A 17,134-nucleotide genomic window follows, 5' to 3' on the forward strand; every position below is an offset into this window, starting at 1 on the left:
CTCATCAAAGGGGCCGAAATGAAACAGACCCGGAGTGAACTCCGAGTCTGCGTTGCGATGTCATTTACTTGATAAAGCTGGTGTCGACAATCTCATCGAGATTTGGTTTGTTCTTGATGACGCCAGCGTCGAGCAGGAGCTTTGCCGCTTCTTCCGAGAATTCCTTGAATTCGCCTTCAAAGAACTTCTGGTTAGCGGCCTTGTCCTGCCAGCGCAGATAGGCCGCTGACTTACCAAACTCTTCGCCCGACTGCTTCACGTCCTTGCCCATGATTTCATAGGATTTGGCCGGATCAGCAGCGATCATTTCGAGTGCTTCAAAATAGCTGGTGGCGAGTGCCTTTGCGGCTTCCGGGTTCTTTTCAAGGAAGTCCGGTGTGCAGCCAACCGTATCCATCACCGCTGGATATTCCAGCGTGGTCGCGAGGATCTTGCCCTTGTCTGGTGCTGCGCGCACTGTCGAGAGATATGGCTCATAGGTCATGGCCGCATCGTTTTGTCCGGCAACGAAAGCCTGTGCTGCTGGTCCTGGCTCCATATTGACTATCTTCACATCCTTAGTGGTCATGCCGTTTTTTGCGAGCATGAAGGCCAGAAAGAAGTAAGGCGACGTGCCGGGAGCGGAAGCTGCAACCGTCTTGCCTTTGAGGTCGGCAAAGGAATTGACGTCACCGCGCACGGCGATGCCATCAGCACCATAGGATTTGTCCATCTGGAAAATCTGCTTCGACTTAACGCCTGCCGAATTCCAGATGATCCATGTCTCAACGGTGGTCGCGGCACACTGAATATCACCGGAAGCGAGCGCTAGATGGCGGCTTGCCTGCGGAATTTTATTGAGCGTGACGTCGAGGCCGTTCTTTTTGAAGATGCCTGCTTCTTTCGCGAGCGTCAGCGGACCAAATCCGGTCCAGCCGGAAAAGCCGATTGCGACTTTTGTTTCTGCCTGCGCGCTCGAAGCGAAGGTGAGCGCTGCAAGTGCGGCACCTGCCAACCAAGATTTTTTCATATGTGAACCCCTTTTTTGTTTTAAGCATATACATATTCTTGCAGACAAATTAGCAGGACCGCGATTTCTGTCCAGAGAGACAAGCAAAGAAACCTTTGCTTGGTCGTCTCGTGGAATACCAAATAAGCCTTTGATTATATTTCTATAATCGTAATCTTATAGGCGATACCCTTACCAATAAGTTCTACAGAAAACTGCTCGTCTCCCGACAGGATCAGGCAGTCATGCTGGTCGAGATGCGCGATTCTGCTGTCGCTTTTTAGCTCGAAATTTCCTTCTGCACAGAAAACAAGCACGGTGCCGCTTTCTGCTTCAAGTCTAGCCGAATCATTTGTGACAATGCGTTCGACCTGATGCGCGAAGTTTCCACGTCGCGTCATGACGTTGAGATCAGTGATTGGACCGTCGATCAGGCAAGCACATGAGCTTGCATCAGCTGCAAAAGCAAAGGGTGCTGTCTCGCGGGTGAGGGTGGTTTTGCCCCCTTCAACATCGAGAACAATGCCGTTGCCTTCCAGCACCGACAAGGTGCGATCAATTTCGGGGAAGATCGAAAATGGGCCATCACTGGCAACGGTCGCAGTGGAAATGCGCCAGTCGAAATTATCGACTGACGCATTGATCGGATGGATTGCAATTTCGACCGTGACACCGCCGCCGTTTTTCCACGGCATGCGTTTGTGATCGGCACTGCGCAGCACTCTCATCATTTTTCCTCCGCATGGACCTTATCGGATCGAAATGGGAGTAAAAATCAGTCCAGTGGACTGATTTTCCCATGTAGGCGGTTCCCACTTTTCCGGGCCATGCGTATTAGTTCCCAAGGATAGCGGGCAGACGCAGACCCTGCTGCTTGGCCCAGTCGAGCGCTTCTTCATAGCCTGCATCGGCATGGCGCATAACGCCGGTTGCCGGATCGTTCCACAGCACGCGGCTGATGCGCTGATCGGCATCTTCCGTGCCGTCACAGCAAATGACCATGCCTGAATGCTGGGAGAAGCCCATGCCGACGCCACCACCATGATGGAGCGATACCCATGTCGCGCCCGATGCAGTGTTGAGCAGCGCATTGAGCAACGGCCAGTCGGATACGGCGTCCGAGCCGTCCTTCATGGATTCTGTTTCACGGTTTGGCGAAGCAACCGAGCCACTATCAAGATGATCGCGGCCAATGACGATCGGTGCTTTCAATTCGCCGTTGCGGACCATTTCGTTGAAGGCGAGGCCGAGGCGGTGACGATCGCCAAGACCAACCCAGCAGATGCGCGCTGGCAGACCCTGAAACGCAATGCGTTCCTTCGCCATGTCGAGCCAGTTGTGCAGGTGCTTGTTGTCCGGCAACAGCTCCTTCACCTTGGCATCGGTCTTTGCAATATCTTCCGGATCGCCGGAAAGGGCTGCCCAGCGGAAAGGTCCGATGCCGCGGCAGAACAGTGGGCGGATATAGGCAGGTACGAAGCCGGGGAAAGCAAATGCGTCTTCCAGACCTTCTTCCAGCGCCATCTGGCGGATATTGTTGCCGTAATCGACCGTTGGAATGCCAGCATTCCAGAAATCGAGCATGGCCTTAACCTGCACCTTCATCGAAGCACGGGCGGCTTTTGCAACGCCTTTCGGATCGCTTTCCTGCTTGGCGCGCCATTCAGCAACGCTCCAGCCGATTGGCAGATAGCCATGCACCGGATCATGTGCCGAGGTCTGGTCGGTCACAATGTCAGGGCGCACGCCGCGCTTGACGAGTTCCGGGAAAACATTAGCTGTATTGCCGATGAGTGCAATGGATTTGGCTTCACCTGCCTTGGTCCATTCGTCGATCTTGGCGAGGGCTTCATCGAGGCTGTGGGTCTTTTCATCGACATAACGAGTGCGCAGGCGGAAATCGGCGCGGGTTTCGTCGCATTCAACGGCCAAGCAGCAAGCGCCAGCCATGACGGCTGCAAGTGGCTGAGCGCCGCCCATGCCGCCAAGACCGCCGGTCAGAATCCATTTGCCTTTGAGGTTGCCATCATAATGCTGGCGACCGGCTTCCACAAAGGTTTCATAGGTGCCCTGAACGATGCCCTGCGCGCCGATGTAAATCCACGAACCGGCGGTCATCTGGCCATACATGGCGAGACCCTTCTTATCCAGTTCATTGAAATGATCCCATGTTGCCCAATGCGGCACGAGATTGGAATTGGCGATCAGAACGCGCGGCGCATCCTTGTGGGTGCGGAATACGCCGACCGGTTTGCCCGACTGCACCAGCAGGGTTTCGTCGTCGTTGAGTGTTTTCAGCGTTGCAACGATACGGTCGAAATCGTCCCATGTACGGGCTGCGCGACCAATGCCGCCATAGACAACCAGCTCATGCGGGCGCTCGGCAACATCCGGGTCGAGATTGTTCATCAACATGCGCAGAGGGGCTTCTGTGAGCCAGCTCTTGGCGTTGAGTTCAGTGCCGCGTGGTGCGCGGATTTCGCGCTCATTATGACGTGGGTTGGACATGATGTTCTCCTCAGAGTTTCAGTTCGGCGGCAATGTTTTCGAGTCGCTCAAGAATTGTTTTGAGATGCACACGGAGCTTTTCAGCCTTGGCATTGTCGTAGTCGAAGGGCAGGGCCTCGGTTGCGAGATGCGTTGATTGCGCTAGTTCCATTTGGATGGCGTGGACGCCGGTTTCCGGGTGTCCGTAATGACGTGTCGTCCAGCCACCTTTGAAACGACCATTGAGAACAGCGGTATAGCCAGTGGCGTTTTGGGTCACGCTTACGGTTGCCGCTTCGATCTTTGGATCGCAGGTCTTGCCCATATCGGTGCCAACATTGAAGTCCGGCAGCTTGCCTTCAAACAGGAACGGGATATGCGAGCGGATCGAATGGCAATCATACAGGATCGCCACGCCATGGATCGCCTTCACGCGCTCGATTTCTGCCGCAAGCGCATCGTGATAAGGCTTGTGAAAGCGGGCGATACGGTCGGCAATGTCTGCCTCTTTCGGTGCTTCGCCGTCTTTCCAGATGGCAATGCCATCGAAATCAGTGGTCGGAATAAGACCCGTGGTATTCTGGCCCGGATAGAGGCTGGAACCATTCGGATCGCGATTGGCATCGATGCAATAGCGATGAAATGTGGCGCGGACGGTCGTGACATTGTCCAGCAGCCCGTCATAGAGCTGATGGATGTGCCAGTCGGTGTCGGCAAGAATGCGGCCATTGTCATTGAGCCGTGCCCAGATGTCTTCCGGCACGTCTGTCCCGGTGTGGGGCAGGCCGAGAATGACGGGTGATGAGCCTTGATGGAGTTCAAAGGCGCTCATATCAGGCCTCCAGTGCAGGCAGGATATTTGCGCTGATGCTGCCAGTGAACGAGCCGTCGGCGATGATTTTGCTTGCGGCTGAAAGGTCGTTGGCCATGTAGCGATCAACCTCCAGTGTCGGCACTTTAGAGCGCAGAACTGCGACGGCAGCTTTCAGTTCAGGGCTGGTTTCAAGCGGGCCGCGCAGCTCGACGCCGAGCGCGCCCGTCAGTGCTTCAATGCCGATGATTGCGTTGAGATTTTCGGTCATCTGCAACAGGCGGCGTGCGCCATGGCAGGCCATGGAAACATGATCTTCCTGATTGGCGGAGGTTGGTGTTGAATCAACCGATGCCGGATGCGCCATTTGCTTGTTTTCGCTCATCAGTGCTGCCGAAGTGACTTCAGCAATCATAAGACCGGAATTGAGGCCGGGCTTCTTTGCAAGGAAAGCTGGCAGGCCAAAGGAAAGTGCCGGATCGACCAGAAGCGCGATGCGGCGCTGGGCAATCGCGCCGATTTCGCACACAGCAAGCGCGATCTGGTCGGCTGCGAATGCAACGGGTTCGGCATGGAAGTTGCCGCCTGAAACCACACTGTCATCGGAGAGGACGAGCGGGTTATCTGTGACGGCATTGGCTTCGATTTCAAGTGTGCGTGCAGCTTGGCGCAGAATGTCGAGACAGGCACCATCGACCTGTGGCTGACAGCGGATGCAATAAGGATCCTGCACGCGCTGGTCGCCTTCAAGATGGCTTTCACGAATAACCGAACCAGACAGGAGATTGCGCAGTGCTGCAGCCGTATCGATCTGGCCCTGATGTCCGCGCAGGGTGTGAATATCCGGATGGAACGGTGCGGTGGAACCCATTGCCGCATCGGTCGAAAGCGCGCCGGTGATAAGGGCTGCCTGCAATGCACTATGCGCGCGGAACAGGCCGGCCAGTGCCAGTGCAGTCGAGGTCTGTGTACCGTTGATGAGGGCGAGACCTTCCTTCGCAGCCAGAACGACGGGCTTGAGGCCTGCTTTCTTCAGTGCTTCAGCAGATGGTAGGCGTTCGCCCTGATAGAAGGCTTCACCTTCGCCGATCATGGCCGCTGCCATATGAGCAAGCGGTGCGAGATCGCCAGAAGCGCCAACCGAACCCTTGGCCGGGATCATCGGGATCACGCCTTTTTCCAGCATGGCTTCGATGAGGGTGATGAGTTCGAGCCGTACGCCTGATGCCCCACGGCCAAGCGAAATGAGCTTCAGCGCCATTATGAGGCGCACGATGTCTTCGCTCAGCGGTTCACCTACACCACAGCAATGCGACAGGATCAAATTACGCTGAAGTGTTGCCACGTCTTCGGGCGCGATGCGGATAGAGGCGAGCTTACCAAAGCCGGTATTGATGCCATAAACCGGTGCATCGCCTGCGGCGATTTCGGCGATGCGTGCCGCTGCCTTTTCAACGCCAGCATGGAATGACGGATCAATGCGAACGGCGAGGTTTTCGCGATAGATTTGTTCAAGGTTTGCGAGCGGAACACTGCCGGGATGAAGAACGAGGGACATGGAAAACTCCATTGAAAATTACTGATAGCGGCCTTTGAAAACCCTCTTCCAGAGCGGGTTGAAGCCAATGCGGTAAACAAGCTCTGCTGGACGCTCGACGCTCCAGATGGCGAGATCAGCATCCTTGCCGACTTCAAGCGTGCCGGTTTTGTCAAGCACGCCAAGGGCACGGGCTGCTTCGCGGGTGACGCCTGCAATGCACTCATCGACCGTCATGCGGAACAGGGTTGCGCCCATGTTCATGGTGAGCAGAAGCGAGGTCAGCGGCGAAGTGCCGGGATTGTTGTCGGTTGCCAGCGCCATCTTTGTGCCAGCCGCACGGAAAAGACCGACGGGGGGCTTTTGCGTTTCGCGGATGAAATAATAAGCGCCGGGAAGCAGAACCGCGACAGTTCCGGCCTTTGCCATAGCGGCTGCACCTTCCGCATCGGTATATTCAAGATGGTCGGCAGAAAGCGCATTATAGGAAGCAGCAAGAGCTGCGCCATGCAGATTGGAAAGCTGGTCTGCGTGGAGTTTGACCTGAAGGCCGTGCGCCTTTGCAGCTTTGAAAACGCGTGCAATTTCATCCGGCAGGAAGGCGATGCCTTCGCAGAATCCGTCCACCGCATCGGCGAGATTTTCGCTCGCAATAGCAGGCAGCATTTCGTCGACAATCTTGTCGATGAAAGCCGCTTTATCGCCATTCATTTCCGGCGGCAGAGCGTGTGCGCCCAGAAAGGTGGTGCGAATAGCAACATCGCGTTCATGCCCAAGACGGCGAGCCGCACGCAATGACTTTGCTTCGCTGTCCGTGTCGAGGCCATAACCTGATTTGACTTCAACCGTCGTCACGCCTTCAGCAATCAGCGCATCGAGGCGGGGCAGGGCTTCACGGACCAGATCATCTTCGCTGGCCGCACGCAGGTTTTTAACGGAGGAAACAATGCCGCCGCCCGCGCGCGCAACTTCTTCGTAAGTGGCGCCATTCAGGCGCAGCTCAAATTCATGCGCGCGATTGCCTGCATGGATCAGATGCGTGTGACAGTCGATCAGACCGGGCGTGATCAGGCGACCTTCGCAGTCAATCTTCTCAAATGAGGCATATTCAGCGGGAAGATCAATTTCTGCACCGACATAAGCGATTTTGCCATCCTTGACGGCAATTGCAGCAGCTTCGATCAAGCCAACTCCATCTGCCTTTTCCGATAGAGTGGCGATGCGTGCCTGCGTTAAAACGAAGTTCGATTTCTGTGTCATGAGCGTTTTCTCGCTTCCCCTGGTTTTCAATAATGTATATACATATTAACGGAACCGCCAAGAGAAAAAATGCATCCAATCGCGATCTGTTGAAAAACGGGTGTGCAAATTGGGCGGAATGAGGAGCTTCATCGAATGTCAGCCGCAGTCCCAACAACGCAATTTATCCATGCTGGTCAGGCGCTTTTGCAGACGGGCTGGGCAGAGGATGTGCGGCTTGGTTTAGCTCAGGGAAAAATTGCTTCTGTGGAGATTGGCGTTGAAGCCAAACCGGGAGACGAGCGCTATAAGGTGATCGTAGCGGGGATGCCAAACCTGCACAGCCACGCGTTTCAATATGGCATGGCTGGCCTTGCTGAACGGCGCGGCCCATCGGCTGACAGTTTCTGGAGCTGGCGCGAGATCATGTATAAGTTCGCGCTGACCATGACGCCGGAACAGGCGGAAGTAGTCGCATTGCGGCTTTATGTCGATATGCTGGAAGCCGGTTTTACACGCGTTGGCGAGTTTCATTATCTGCATCATGATCACGACGGCACGCCTTACAGCAATATCTCGGAAATGGCGGATCGCATTGTCTCGGCAGCGAAAACTGCTGGCATCGGGCTGACCCTGTTGCCGGTGCTTTATGCGCATTCGAGTTTTGGCGGTGCTGCACCCAATGAAGGCCAGCGTCGATTTATCAATGATGAAACAAGTTTTGCGCGTCTGATTGAAGGCTGTCAGAAAGCCCTTTCGGGTATCGATGGTGCTGTGCTTGGCGTGGCCCCGCACAGTTTGCGTGCTGTCACCCCGGATGAATTGACATTTGCAGCATCGCTTTTGCCCGATGCACCCGTGCATATTCACATTGCCGAGCAGGTTAAGGAGGTGGAGGATTGCATTGTGTGGTCCGGACAGCGACCTGTTGAATGGCTGCTTGACCATCAGGAATTGTCGTCGCGCTGGTGTCTTATCCACGCAACGCACATGAGTGACACGGAAACGGTTCGCATGGCTCAGGCTGGTGCGATTGCCGGTCTTTGTCCGGTTACGGAAGCCAATCTCGGCGATGGCACGTTCAATGCCACCGTGTTCGATGCCAATGGTGGCCGTTTCGGCGTTGGGTCCGATTCCAATGTGCTGATCGGCATTGGCGATGAGTTGCGGCAGTATGAATATTCGCAGCGTTTGCTGCATCGAGCGCGCAATGTGCTGGCGAAAAACGAAGGCTCGACCGGACGAGCCTTGTTTGATGGTGCATTGGCGGGCGGCAATATTGCTATGGGTCGCGAAGGCGATGGTTTGAAACAAGGTGCATCAGCAGATTTTGTATCGCTTGATGTTGAGCGTCTGCCCCATGCAAAGGGGGATGCGGTTCTCGATGGCTGGATTTTTGCCGGTCGTGCGCGTGCCTCTGATGTGTGGGTGCGCGGCGTGAAACAGGTGGAGGGCGGACATCATCGCTTGCGCGATGCGGCAGAGCGTGCTTTCCAGAATGCAATCGGCGAATTGCTGAACTAAACAAAGGGAACAAAGTGCAGGATATTTCATCCAGACAAAGCGAAGCTACGATATCGCTGCATCAGCGTATTCTGGATGATATTGAAACGCGCATTATTTCTGGTGAATGGCAGCCCGGTCATCGCATCCCGTTCGAGCACGAGCTGACCGAGTATTATAATTGCTCGCGCATGACCGTGAACAAGGCGCTGACGCAGCTGGCAAAAGCCGGTCTGATTGAGCGAAAGCGCCGTTCGGGCAGCTTTGTTTCCTTCCCGCAGTCGCAAGCCGCGATTCTCGAAATCCATGATATTCGCGATGAGGTTGCAGCGCTTGGGCAGCCTTATCTTTTTGAGCTGCTGAAACGAAATGAGCGGTTGAGCGGCCCGGCCGATGCGCGTCATATCGACATGCCGCAACACACGCCGCTGGTCGAACTTGTTTGCCGTCATTATGCAGGGAAGCGGGTCTTTGCGCTGGAAGAACGCATTATCAGCCTTGATGCCGTGCCGAGCGCGGCAGAAACCGATTTTGCAGAGCAATCACCCGGTCCGTGGCTTGTTTCCTGCGTGCCGTGGAGCAATGCGCAGCATTCCATCCGCGCGGTTGTCTCAACCGAGGAAAACGCTGCGACGCTTGGCGTGCCGGCCGGTTCGCCTTGTCTTGTCGTTGAACGTCAGACATGGAATGCCGATCAGCCGGTGACACACGTGCGCTTCACTTATCCGGGCGATAGTCATGCGCTTGTGGCAAAATTTACGCCGTCGCAGGGCTGAGTTTAGCGATGTAATGTAACGTTATTACGCTTTTGGTGGCTTCGCGCATAGTGGCCGCTAAAATGATAATGTGCAGAATCCTTTGCGTGGCACTTCATAGAATTTGATTCATAAATGAAAAAAGCCGCCGCAGGGGAAAGCGGCGGCCAAGTTGCGGCGTTAATGGGTGGTAATTACGCCGCGCGTTTGAGTGCATCTCCGATAACGGAAACGATGGTGTCGATCTGTTCTTTTTCCACGATGAGCGGTGGCGAAAGCGCGATCACATCGCCGGTCACACGGATCAGAAGGCCCTTCTTGAAGCAATCCGTGAACACGTCATAAGCGCGTGCGCCGACAGCGCCTTCGCGGGACGAAAGTTCGATTGCGCCAACGAGGCCGAGGTTACGGATGTCAATGACGTTTGGTGCGCCTTTGAGCGAATGCAGCGCATTCTCCCAATGTTCAGCCAGTTCTGCGCCGCGGGTCAGAAGACCTTCTTCGGCGTAGATTTCAAGCGTGGCAAGACCGGCAGCACAGGCAACCGGATGGCCGGAATAGGTGTAGCCGTGGAAGAGCTCGATGGCGTTTTCCGGGCCGGTCATCAGCGCATCATGCACCGTGCGGCTTGCAAAGACTGCGCCCATCGGGATTGCGCCGTTGGTCAGGCCCTTGGCGGTCGTGACGAGATCAGGCTTAACGCCGAAATAATCAACCGCAAATGGTGTGCCGAGGCGTCCGAAGCCGGTGATGACTTCGTCATAGATCACCAGAATGCCGTGCTTGTCAGCGGTCGCGCGGATGCGTTCGAGATAGCCCTTTGGCGGAAGTACAACACCGGCGGAACCGGACATTGGCTCAACAATGACGGCGGCAATCTTTTCTGCGCCGTGAAGTTGAACCAGACGTTCCAGATCGTCAGCGAGTTCGATACCGTGTGCTGGCAAGCCCTTGGAGAATGCATTGCGGCCGATATCGAGCGTATGACGCATATGATCGGCAGGAATCTGCGGGAAGACGCGGCGGTTATTGACGAGGCCGCCGACAGAAATGCCGCCGAAGCCAACGCCGTGATAGCCTTTTTCGCGACCGATCACGAGGGTACGGGTGCCCTGACCAATGGCACGCTGATAAGCGATAGCGATCTTCAGTGCGGTATCGACCGATTCCGAGCCGGAATTGGTGAAGAACACGCGATCAAGCTTGGCATCCGGGCCGCCGGGCGCAATGGCTGCGAGCTTTTCGGCAAAGTCGAAAGCAATGTTGTGGCCCATCTGGAAAGTTGGGGCGAAGTCCATGGTCGAGATCTGGCGCTCAACGGCCTGGGTGATCTGCTTGCGGCCATGACCGGCATTGCAGCACCAGAGGCCTGCGGTGCCGTCCAGAACCTGATTGCCGTCGACATCGGTGTAATACATGCCCGAAGCGCTTGCGAGCAGGCGTGGGGCAGCCTTGAACTGGCGGTTTGCCGTGAACGGCATCCAGAAGTTATCAAGACTTGGCGCGTTGGTATTATTAAGCATTAGAACCTCCTATTTGCGACCAACAGGACATGCTTTATCGAAGGCAACAAGTCCTTTTCTCATAAAATTTAAATCATTGAAATTACGTGCTTTGATACAAAAGTTTGTGATATATCGAACATCATAAACAGTAAGGGGACGTGTCGATGAGCATCGATATTGGGGGCAGGCTTCGTTATGTGCGCATGCGGCAGAATCTGTCTCAGCGCGAGCTTGCAAAACGGGCTGGTGTGACCAATTCCACCATATCGCTGATCGAGGCTAATCAGTCCAATCCGTCAGTGGGTGCATTAAAGCGCATTCTGGATGGAATTCCTATCGGAATGGCCGAGTTTTTTGCGCTTGAGCCGGATGCACCGCACAAAGTGTTCTATCAGGCTGATGAGCTGGTGGAGATCGGCAAGGGACCGATTTCTTATCGGCAGGTGGGAGATCACCTGTTTTCGCGTTCGCTGCAAATCCTTAAGGAACGCTACGAGCCGGGATCAGATACCGGAAAGGTTTTGCTCATGCATGAGGGCGAGGAGGGGGGCATTGTGATTTCTGGCCGTATTGAGGTGACGGTCGGCAGCGAGCGCCGGATATTGGGGCCGGGCGATGCCTATTATTTTTCTAGCAAGCTGCCACATCGGTTCAAATGCGTGGGGCCGGTGGCCTGCGAGGTGGTGAGCGCCTGCACACCACCGAGTTTCTAATATTCTTCCCTATTCAAAGGGCTGAATAAAATCGCTGCGGATTTGATTCAGGAAACATTATGCGTAACGCGAAATGCCTAAATCATCGGCCTGAATGTCTGGCTTGTTGCCGGAAATGAGATCGGCGAGCAGCTTGCCCGAACCCGGACCCATGGTCCATCCAAGCGTTCCGTGGCCCGCATTGATAAACACATTCTCATAGCGGGTTGCACCGATGATCGGTGTTGAATCCGGTGTCATTGGGCGCAGGCCCGACCAGAAGGTCGCAGCCTTGAGATCGCCGCCCGGGAACAGATCGCTCACCGACAGATCAAGTGTTGCACGGCGAGCAGCCGGCAGGTCTTTGGTGAAGCCAGAAACTTCGGCCATGCCGCCGACACGGATGCGGTCGCCAAGGCGGGTGATGGCAATCTTGAAGCTTTCATCCAGCACGGTCGAGACCGGAGCCAGCTCTTCATTGATGATTGGAGCGGTGATTGAATAGCCTTTGACCGGATAGATCGGCGCATTGAGGCCGAGCGATTTAACCAGTGCAGGCGTGTAGCTGCCAAGTGCCACGACGTAGCGGTCAGCCGTTAGAATGCCTTCGGAAGTTTCGACACCAGAAACCTTACCGCCGGACATCAACAACGATTTGATATCGACGCCAAAACGGAATTTTACGCCAAGACCTTCAGCGATTTTTGCCAGTTCATTGGTGAATTTGAAGCAGTCGCCGGTTTCGTCATTTGGCAGGCGCAGACCGCCGACGAACTTATCGCGGGCGCGAGCCAGAGCTGGTTCAACACGCACGCAATCTTCGCGGTCCAGCACTTCAAACGGCACGCCGTCCTGACGCAGAACTTCAATATCCTTGCCAATGCCGTCGAGCTGATACTGCTCGCGGAACAGCTGCAAAGTGCCTTGTGTGCGCTGGTCATACTGAATGCCGGTTTCATCGCGCAGTGCCATAAGGCAATCGCGGCTATATTCGGCGACACGAACCATGCGGCTTTTATTGACCTTGTAACGGCTCTCGGTGCAGTTCGCGAGCATCTGCAACAGCCAGCTATATTGCTTCGGGTCAGAGGTCAGGCGCAGAATCAGCGGTGCATGTTTCTGAAACAGCCATTTGGCGGCCTTCAATGGAATACCGGGAGCAGCCCATGGTGATGCGTAGCCCGGCGAAACCTGTCCGGCATTGGCGAAGCTGGTTTCCAGCGCAGGACCTTCTTCGCGATCAACGACGGTGACTTCATGGCCCTGTTTGGCCAGATAATATGCCGTGGTGACGCCGATGACGCCGCTGCCGAGAATGATGATCTGCATGTTCGCCTCTTATACTTATGCTTTTGTGTTTGCCGCGTCGCTATCCACGTAAACGCGGGCATAGCGGTGGCCTAACGAAGTCAGGATTTCATAGGGAATGGTGTCGCAATCACGCGCCACATCTTCTAGCCGTTGATGCGGGCCGACGAGTTCGACCATGCTGCCGAGTGTGAGCGTGCCTTCTGGCAGCGCCGTGACGTCAAGCGTGATGGAGTCCATCGAAACGCGACCGACAATCGGCAGACGCGTATCGCCAAAAAAGGCCGAGCCCTTATTGCTCAAAGCACGGAACCAGCCATCGGCATAGCCGACCGCGATTGTGGCAATTCGCATGGGCTTGTCGGCGATGAATGTGCCGCCATAACCAACTTCTGCACCTTTATCGATATCGCGCACCTGAATGACACGTGCGGACAATTCGAGAACTGGCTTAATGGGATTTTCGCCTGCGGCAGGTCCAACGCCATAGAGCGCTACACCCGGACGGGCGAGATTGAAGTGATAAGTATTTTCGAGGAAACAGCCGCCAGAGTTTGAGAATGCAACGGGCATTTTTGGCAAACGGGCAAGCGCTGCCGACATAGCTGCTAGCTGGCGCGCATTGGCTGGGTTTTCCGGTTCGTCACCACTTGCCAGATGGCTGATGACGTATTTCACATCGATGTGGTCCAGAAGATGCTGGTCATCGACAAGCTGATCGAGTTCTTTGGCGGACAGGCCAAGGCGCGACATGCCAGTATCAATTTGCAAAAGCGCGGGCAGCTTTTCATTGAGGCTTGCTGCAAGTGCTGACCAGTTTGCAATCTGCTCAAGCGAGTTGAGAACGGGCAGGATTTTCTCCCGTGCGCAGGCGGCCTCCGTGCCGGGCTGAAGCCCGTTCAGCACATAAAGCGTCGTATCAGGATTGAGAAAAGGACGGAGCGAAATTGCTTCGCCAAGATGGGCAACAAAGAAATCGCGGCAGCCTGCTTCATAAAAAGCCGGTGCGACGCGATCCGCGCCCAAGCCATAGGAATCTGCTTTAACCACTGCTGCCGCACGAGTTGGCGCGATGCGCTTTGCAATGGTCGAATAATTGTGGCGGAGAGCAGCCAGGTCGATAGTGAGCACGCCACCAGCGGCGAGGTCTCGTTCCGTTTGAGAAAAATGCATCGACATAGGGCTCATTTCCAGTGCACTCAATTTGTTGGTGGGATGACTGGAATTTAATCCGCTTCCTCCCAAAAGCACATCGCTCTGATGGTTCGGATCACAATTCCTTGCCCCCAAAGCGATAGGTTTCATGATAATCGAAGACTATTCGAATGTTTTTGCTATTTGTCGTACATTATGCGAATTTTAGCATGATTTACGCACTTATTAGCTTTTAGATTGAAGATTCTGCATGGCGACACTCGATAGCATCGACCGTAATATCATCCGCTGCCTTCGTCGTGAGGGGCGTATGACCAATAGCCAGCTTGCAGCCGAAGTTGGGCTTTCGCAGTCCGCTTGTCTGCGGCGTGTGCAGATTCTCGAAGAAAGTGGTGTTATCCGCGGATATACGGCGATTGTTGGTTCATCGGGCGGTGATGAACGACTGGTGGCGATTGTGCGCATTACGCTGGACCGGCAGACAGAGGAATATCTCAACCGTTTTGAGGAAGCTGTGCGTCGGCATCCGGAAGTGCAGGAATGCTATCTGATGACCGGGGATGCCGATTATATTTTACGCGTTGAAGCCGATAATGCTGCCGCTTATGAAATCATTCACAAGGAAATTCTGTCGCGATTGCCGGGCGTTGCGCGTATCCATTCGAGCTTTGCAATCCGCACAGTGCTTTTGTCAAAAGCGCCTGTCACGAGGGCATAAAAAAACCCGGCATCTGCCGGGTTTTTTCTGATTATTTTTCAGATCTTAGTTGAATTCGTAGCGAAGACCAGCGCGGACCGTGTGGATATTGAAGCCGTTGTCGCGACCTTGTGCGCCTGAAGCTCCAACGCCATGACCATAACCAGTATCTTCTGCACGATCATACTTGTCATAACCATACGCATTACCGCCATTAATGCGCAGATAACGATAGCCGACATCAAGTTTCAACTGGTTGGTCAAGTCGTAGCTTACGCCAGCCATAAGTGCCATTGCAAAACGCCAGGTGTCGATACCATTTTTATCGAATTGCTGTGCGCAATCCGCTGGAAAGTTATTGGCACATACCTGCTTGTCGGTCCAGTTGCCGTACTTCACGTAAGCAGCACCAAGCCCCGCGCCGAGATAGGGGGTTACAACTCCAACTTTAGGCAAATCCACATATGCGTTTGCCATAGCAGTCCATATATTTGCGGTTGATGAATCTTCATATTTACAATTATCATCAACGAGATTCAGTGGCGGGTTCATGCCCATCTTGACCAAGCTTGGGCATCTTGTGCGTCCATTTATACCGGCACGAAAGAAATCTAATGTGGCGTCAGTGCGAAGCATTTCATTGAAACGATAGCCAACACCAACACCGTATGAGGCGCCGGCTTTTAGCTTGAGGCTGTCATATCTCAAGGTGTCGTCCACACCGCGATTTTCCTCAGCATATTGATTCCAGAAATCCCAGTGGCCGTCGGTCTTGTTTTTAAAATTATAGCCAATGTCGCCGCGAATGTACCAGTTAGAGGCTGCTGGCGGCGCTACTACTACTGGCGGTTCTTCAAAAACAATATCAGCGGCTTTCGCGCCGTTTGTAGCTGTCAGCACACCAAATGATATGAGCGCTATTGCAGAAACATATCTCATTAATCCAACTCCAACCGAAAATAGTACGGTTCCCGCACCGTTAGCTGAACATGGTAAATGAATATGCTTAAGCGATAGTTACTTCTTATTAGTGGGCACTAAACTTAATGGTGTATTTGATTGGCGCGGCCCAATTTCCGCATCGTAGGCGAGAACCCGGCCGTAGCCGGGAAATCGATTTTAGCGGAAGTCTGCTGACTTGATGATCGATTGATCAATGTCGTTGATGTTGCGTTTTCCGCAAAGCGCCATTGTCACGTCGAGTTCTTTACGGATGATGTCGAGTGCCAGCGTTACGCCTTCTTTACCCATTGCGCCTAGACCGTAAAGGAATGGACGGCCAATAAAGACGCCTTGCGCGCCAAGTGCACGAGCCTTCAACACATCCTGACCGGAGCGAACGCCGCCGTCCATATGCACTTCGATCTTGTCGCCAACAGCGTCGACGATTGGTTTGAGCATCGAGATTGAGGAAACGGCGCCATCCAACTGACGGCCACCGTGATTGGAAACGATGATAGCATCGGCGCCGGTCTTTGCTGCCATCAAAGCATCTTCTTCGTCGAGGATACCCTTGAGAATCAGTTTGCCGCCCCATTGTTCTTTGATCCAGGCAACATCGTTCCAGCTCAACTGTGGGTCGAACTGTTCGGCCGTCCAGGATGAAAGGGAGGAAAGATCAGTCACGTTTTGGGCGTGTCCGGCAATGTTGCGGAAGGTGCGCCGCTGCGTACCCATCATGCCCAGACACCAGCCGGGGCGGGTGGCCATCTGCCAGATATGCTTTGGCGTGAATTTTGGCGGGGCAGACAGGCCATTGCGCAAATCTTTGTGACGTTGGCCGAGAATTTGCAGATCAAGGGTGAGCACCAGAGCCGAACAGCCAGCTGCTTTGGCACGGCTGATCAGGTTCTTTACGAACTCGCGATCTTTCATGACATAAAGCTGAAACCAGAATGGCTTCTTTGTAACCGATGCAACATCTTCGATGGAGCAAATGCTCATAGTTGACAGGGTGAAAGGAACGCCAGCGGCTTCGGCAGCCTGTGCAGCCAGCATTTCGCCATCCGCATGTTGCATGCCGGTCAAACCCGTTGGGGCGAGGGCGACAGGCATCGAAACCTTTTCACCGATCATCGTCGTTTCAAGCGAGCGATTAGTCATATCGACCAATACGCGCTGGCGAAGCTTGATCTTCGAGAAATCGCTTTCATTGGCGCGATAGGTCGATTCCGTCCATGCGCCAGAGTCTGCATAATCGAAGAACATCTTCGGGACACGGCGCTTTGCCAATCGCTTCAGGTCAGCGATTTCAACGATTTTGGGCATTCTCCACCCCTTGTGGTCAGTTTTGTTTACCAGTCGAATGACCGATTGCGTTGCTGAAATCAAGGAAAACAATCATCACAGTTTCAATTGCTCGCGGTTATTTGATGCCACAACTCTTCGGACTATACTATCTGGTGGCTTTTGTGACTGAGATGTTGATGCCATATGGTATAAAGTAAAGATAACTTT

15 protein-coding genes are annotated in these 17,134 nt (G+C 54.3%); 4 read left to right on the forward strand and 11 right to left on the reverse strand.

The genetic code is table 11. The annotated features are described in order from the left end of the window. Positions 1-64: 64 nt before the first annotated feature. The 6 genes from J2782_RS00435 to hutI form a co-directional block, all read right to left on the reverse strand. Positions 65-1,009 (reverse strand): ABC transporter substrate-binding protein, encoded by a 945-nt coding sequence (locus J2782_RS00435; protein ID WP_310009653.1) that lies wholly within the window; start codon positions 1,007-1,009, stop codon positions 65-67. Positions 1,010-1,143: 134 nt separating this feature from the next. Further along, positions 1,144-1,719, reverse strand: coding sequence for a HutD/Ves family protein (locus J2782_RS00440; RefSeq protein ID WP_310009654.1), 576 nt, complete (start codon positions 1,717-1,719; stop codon positions 1,144-1,146). 103 nt (positions 1,720-1,822) lie between these two features. After that, positions 1,823-3,496 carry a urocanate hydratase gene (gene hutU / locus J2782_RS00445; protein ID WP_310009655.1) on the reverse strand — a complete coding sequence of 558 codons (1,674 nt, stop codon included), beginning with the start codon at positions 3,494-3,496 and terminating at the stop codon, positions 1,823-1,825. A gap of 10 nt (positions 3,497-3,506) precedes the next feature. Further along, entirely contained in the window at positions 3,507-4,307 is an 801-nt protein-coding gene (hutG, locus tag J2782_RS00450) for an N-formylglutamate deformylase (RefSeq protein WP_310009656.1), read from the reverse strand. Position 4,308: 1 nt separating this feature from the next. Continuing rightward, positions 4,309-5,844: a histidine ammonia-lyase gene (hutH, locus tag J2782_RS00455; protein ID WP_310009657.1), complete on the reverse strand. Its 1,536-nt coding sequence runs from the start codon at positions 5,842-5,844 to the stop codon at positions 4,309-4,311. 18 nt (positions 5,845-5,862) lie between these two features. Continuing rightward, entirely contained in the window at positions 5,863-7,083 is a 1,221-nt protein-coding gene (gene hutI, locus J2782_RS00460; RefSeq protein WP_310009658.1) for an imidazolonepropionase, read from the reverse strand. Between the two features lie 135 nt (positions 7,084-7,218). Between hutI and J2782_RS00465 the strand changes: the two genes are divergently transcribed. Both J2782_RS00465 and hutC read left to right on the forward strand, forming a co-directional pair. Then, on the forward strand, positions 7,219-8,586 hold the full coding sequence (locus J2782_RS00465; RefSeq protein ID WP_310009659.1) for a formimidoylglutamate deiminase: 1,368 nt from the start codon (positions 7,219-7,221) through the stop codon (positions 8,584-8,586). 14 nt (positions 8,587-8,600) lie between these two features. Then, entirely contained in the window at positions 8,601-9,341 is a 741-nt protein-coding gene (gene hutC, locus J2782_RS00470) for a histidine utilization repressor (protein WP_310009660.1), read from the forward strand. A 173-nt stretch (positions 9,342-9,514) separates the two neighbouring features. Here hutC and aptA read toward each other — a convergent pair whose 3' ends face one another. Further along, a complete protein-coding gene (gene aptA, locus J2782_RS00475; RefSeq protein ID WP_310009661.1) occupies positions 9,515-10,843 on the reverse strand; it encodes an omega-aminotransferase AptA in 1,329 nt (442 codons plus the stop codon). A 146-nt stretch (positions 10,844-10,989) separates the two neighbouring features. On the opposite strand from aptA, the gene J2782_RS00480 reads away from it, so the two are divergent. Beyond that, positions 10,990-11,538, forward strand: coding sequence for a cupin domain-containing protein (locus tag J2782_RS00480; protein ID WP_140903681.1), 549 nt, complete (start codon positions 10,990-10,992; stop codon positions 11,536-11,538). A gap of 57 nt (positions 11,539-11,595) precedes the next feature. Here the strand turns inward: J2782_RS00480 and J2782_RS00485 are convergent, their stop codons facing one another. Both J2782_RS00485 and alr read right to left on the reverse strand, forming a co-directional pair. After that, positions 11,596-12,846: a D-amino acid dehydrogenase gene (locus J2782_RS00485; protein WP_310009662.1), complete on the reverse strand. Its 1,251-nt coding sequence runs from the start codon at positions 12,844-12,846 to the stop codon at positions 11,596-11,598. Between the two features lie 15 nt (positions 12,847-12,861). Then, the gene (gene alr, locus J2782_RS00490; protein WP_310009663.1) at positions 12,862-14,013 is read right to left on the reverse strand and encodes an alanine racemase; all 1,152 of its coding nucleotides are present in this window, start codon (positions 14,011-14,013) and stop codon (positions 12,862-12,864) included. Positions 14,014-14,230: 217 nt separating this feature from the next. Here alr and J2782_RS00495 point away from each other — a divergent pair, with 217 nt between their 5' ends. Next, complete coding sequence (locus J2782_RS00495; protein ID WP_310009665.1) at positions 14,231-14,698, forward strand: Lrp/AsnC family transcriptional regulator; 468 nt, start codon at positions 14,231-14,233, stop codon at positions 14,696-14,698. A gap of 45 nt (positions 14,699-14,743) precedes the next feature. Here the strand turns inward: J2782_RS00495 and J2782_RS00500 are convergent, their stop codons facing one another. Then, positions 14,744-15,616 (reverse strand): outer membrane protein, encoded by an 873-nt coding sequence (locus J2782_RS00500; RefSeq protein WP_310009666.1) that lies wholly within the window; start codon positions 15,614-15,616, stop codon positions 14,744-14,746. A gap of 180 nt (positions 15,617-15,796) precedes the next feature. Next, positions 15,797-16,945 carry an alpha-hydroxy acid oxidase gene (locus tag J2782_RS00505; RefSeq protein ID WP_310009667.1) on the reverse strand — a complete coding sequence of 383 codons (1,149 nt, stop codon included), beginning with the start codon at positions 16,943-16,945 and terminating at the stop codon, positions 15,797-15,799. Between the last annotated feature and the right edge of the window lie 189 nt (positions 16,946-17,134).

The organism is Brucella pseudogrignonensis, assembly GCF_031454375.1.
In the GTDB taxonomy this organism is placed as follows: domain Bacteria; phylum Pseudomonadota; class Alphaproteobacteria; order Rhizobiales; family Rhizobiaceae; genus Brucella; species Brucella pseudogrignonensis_A.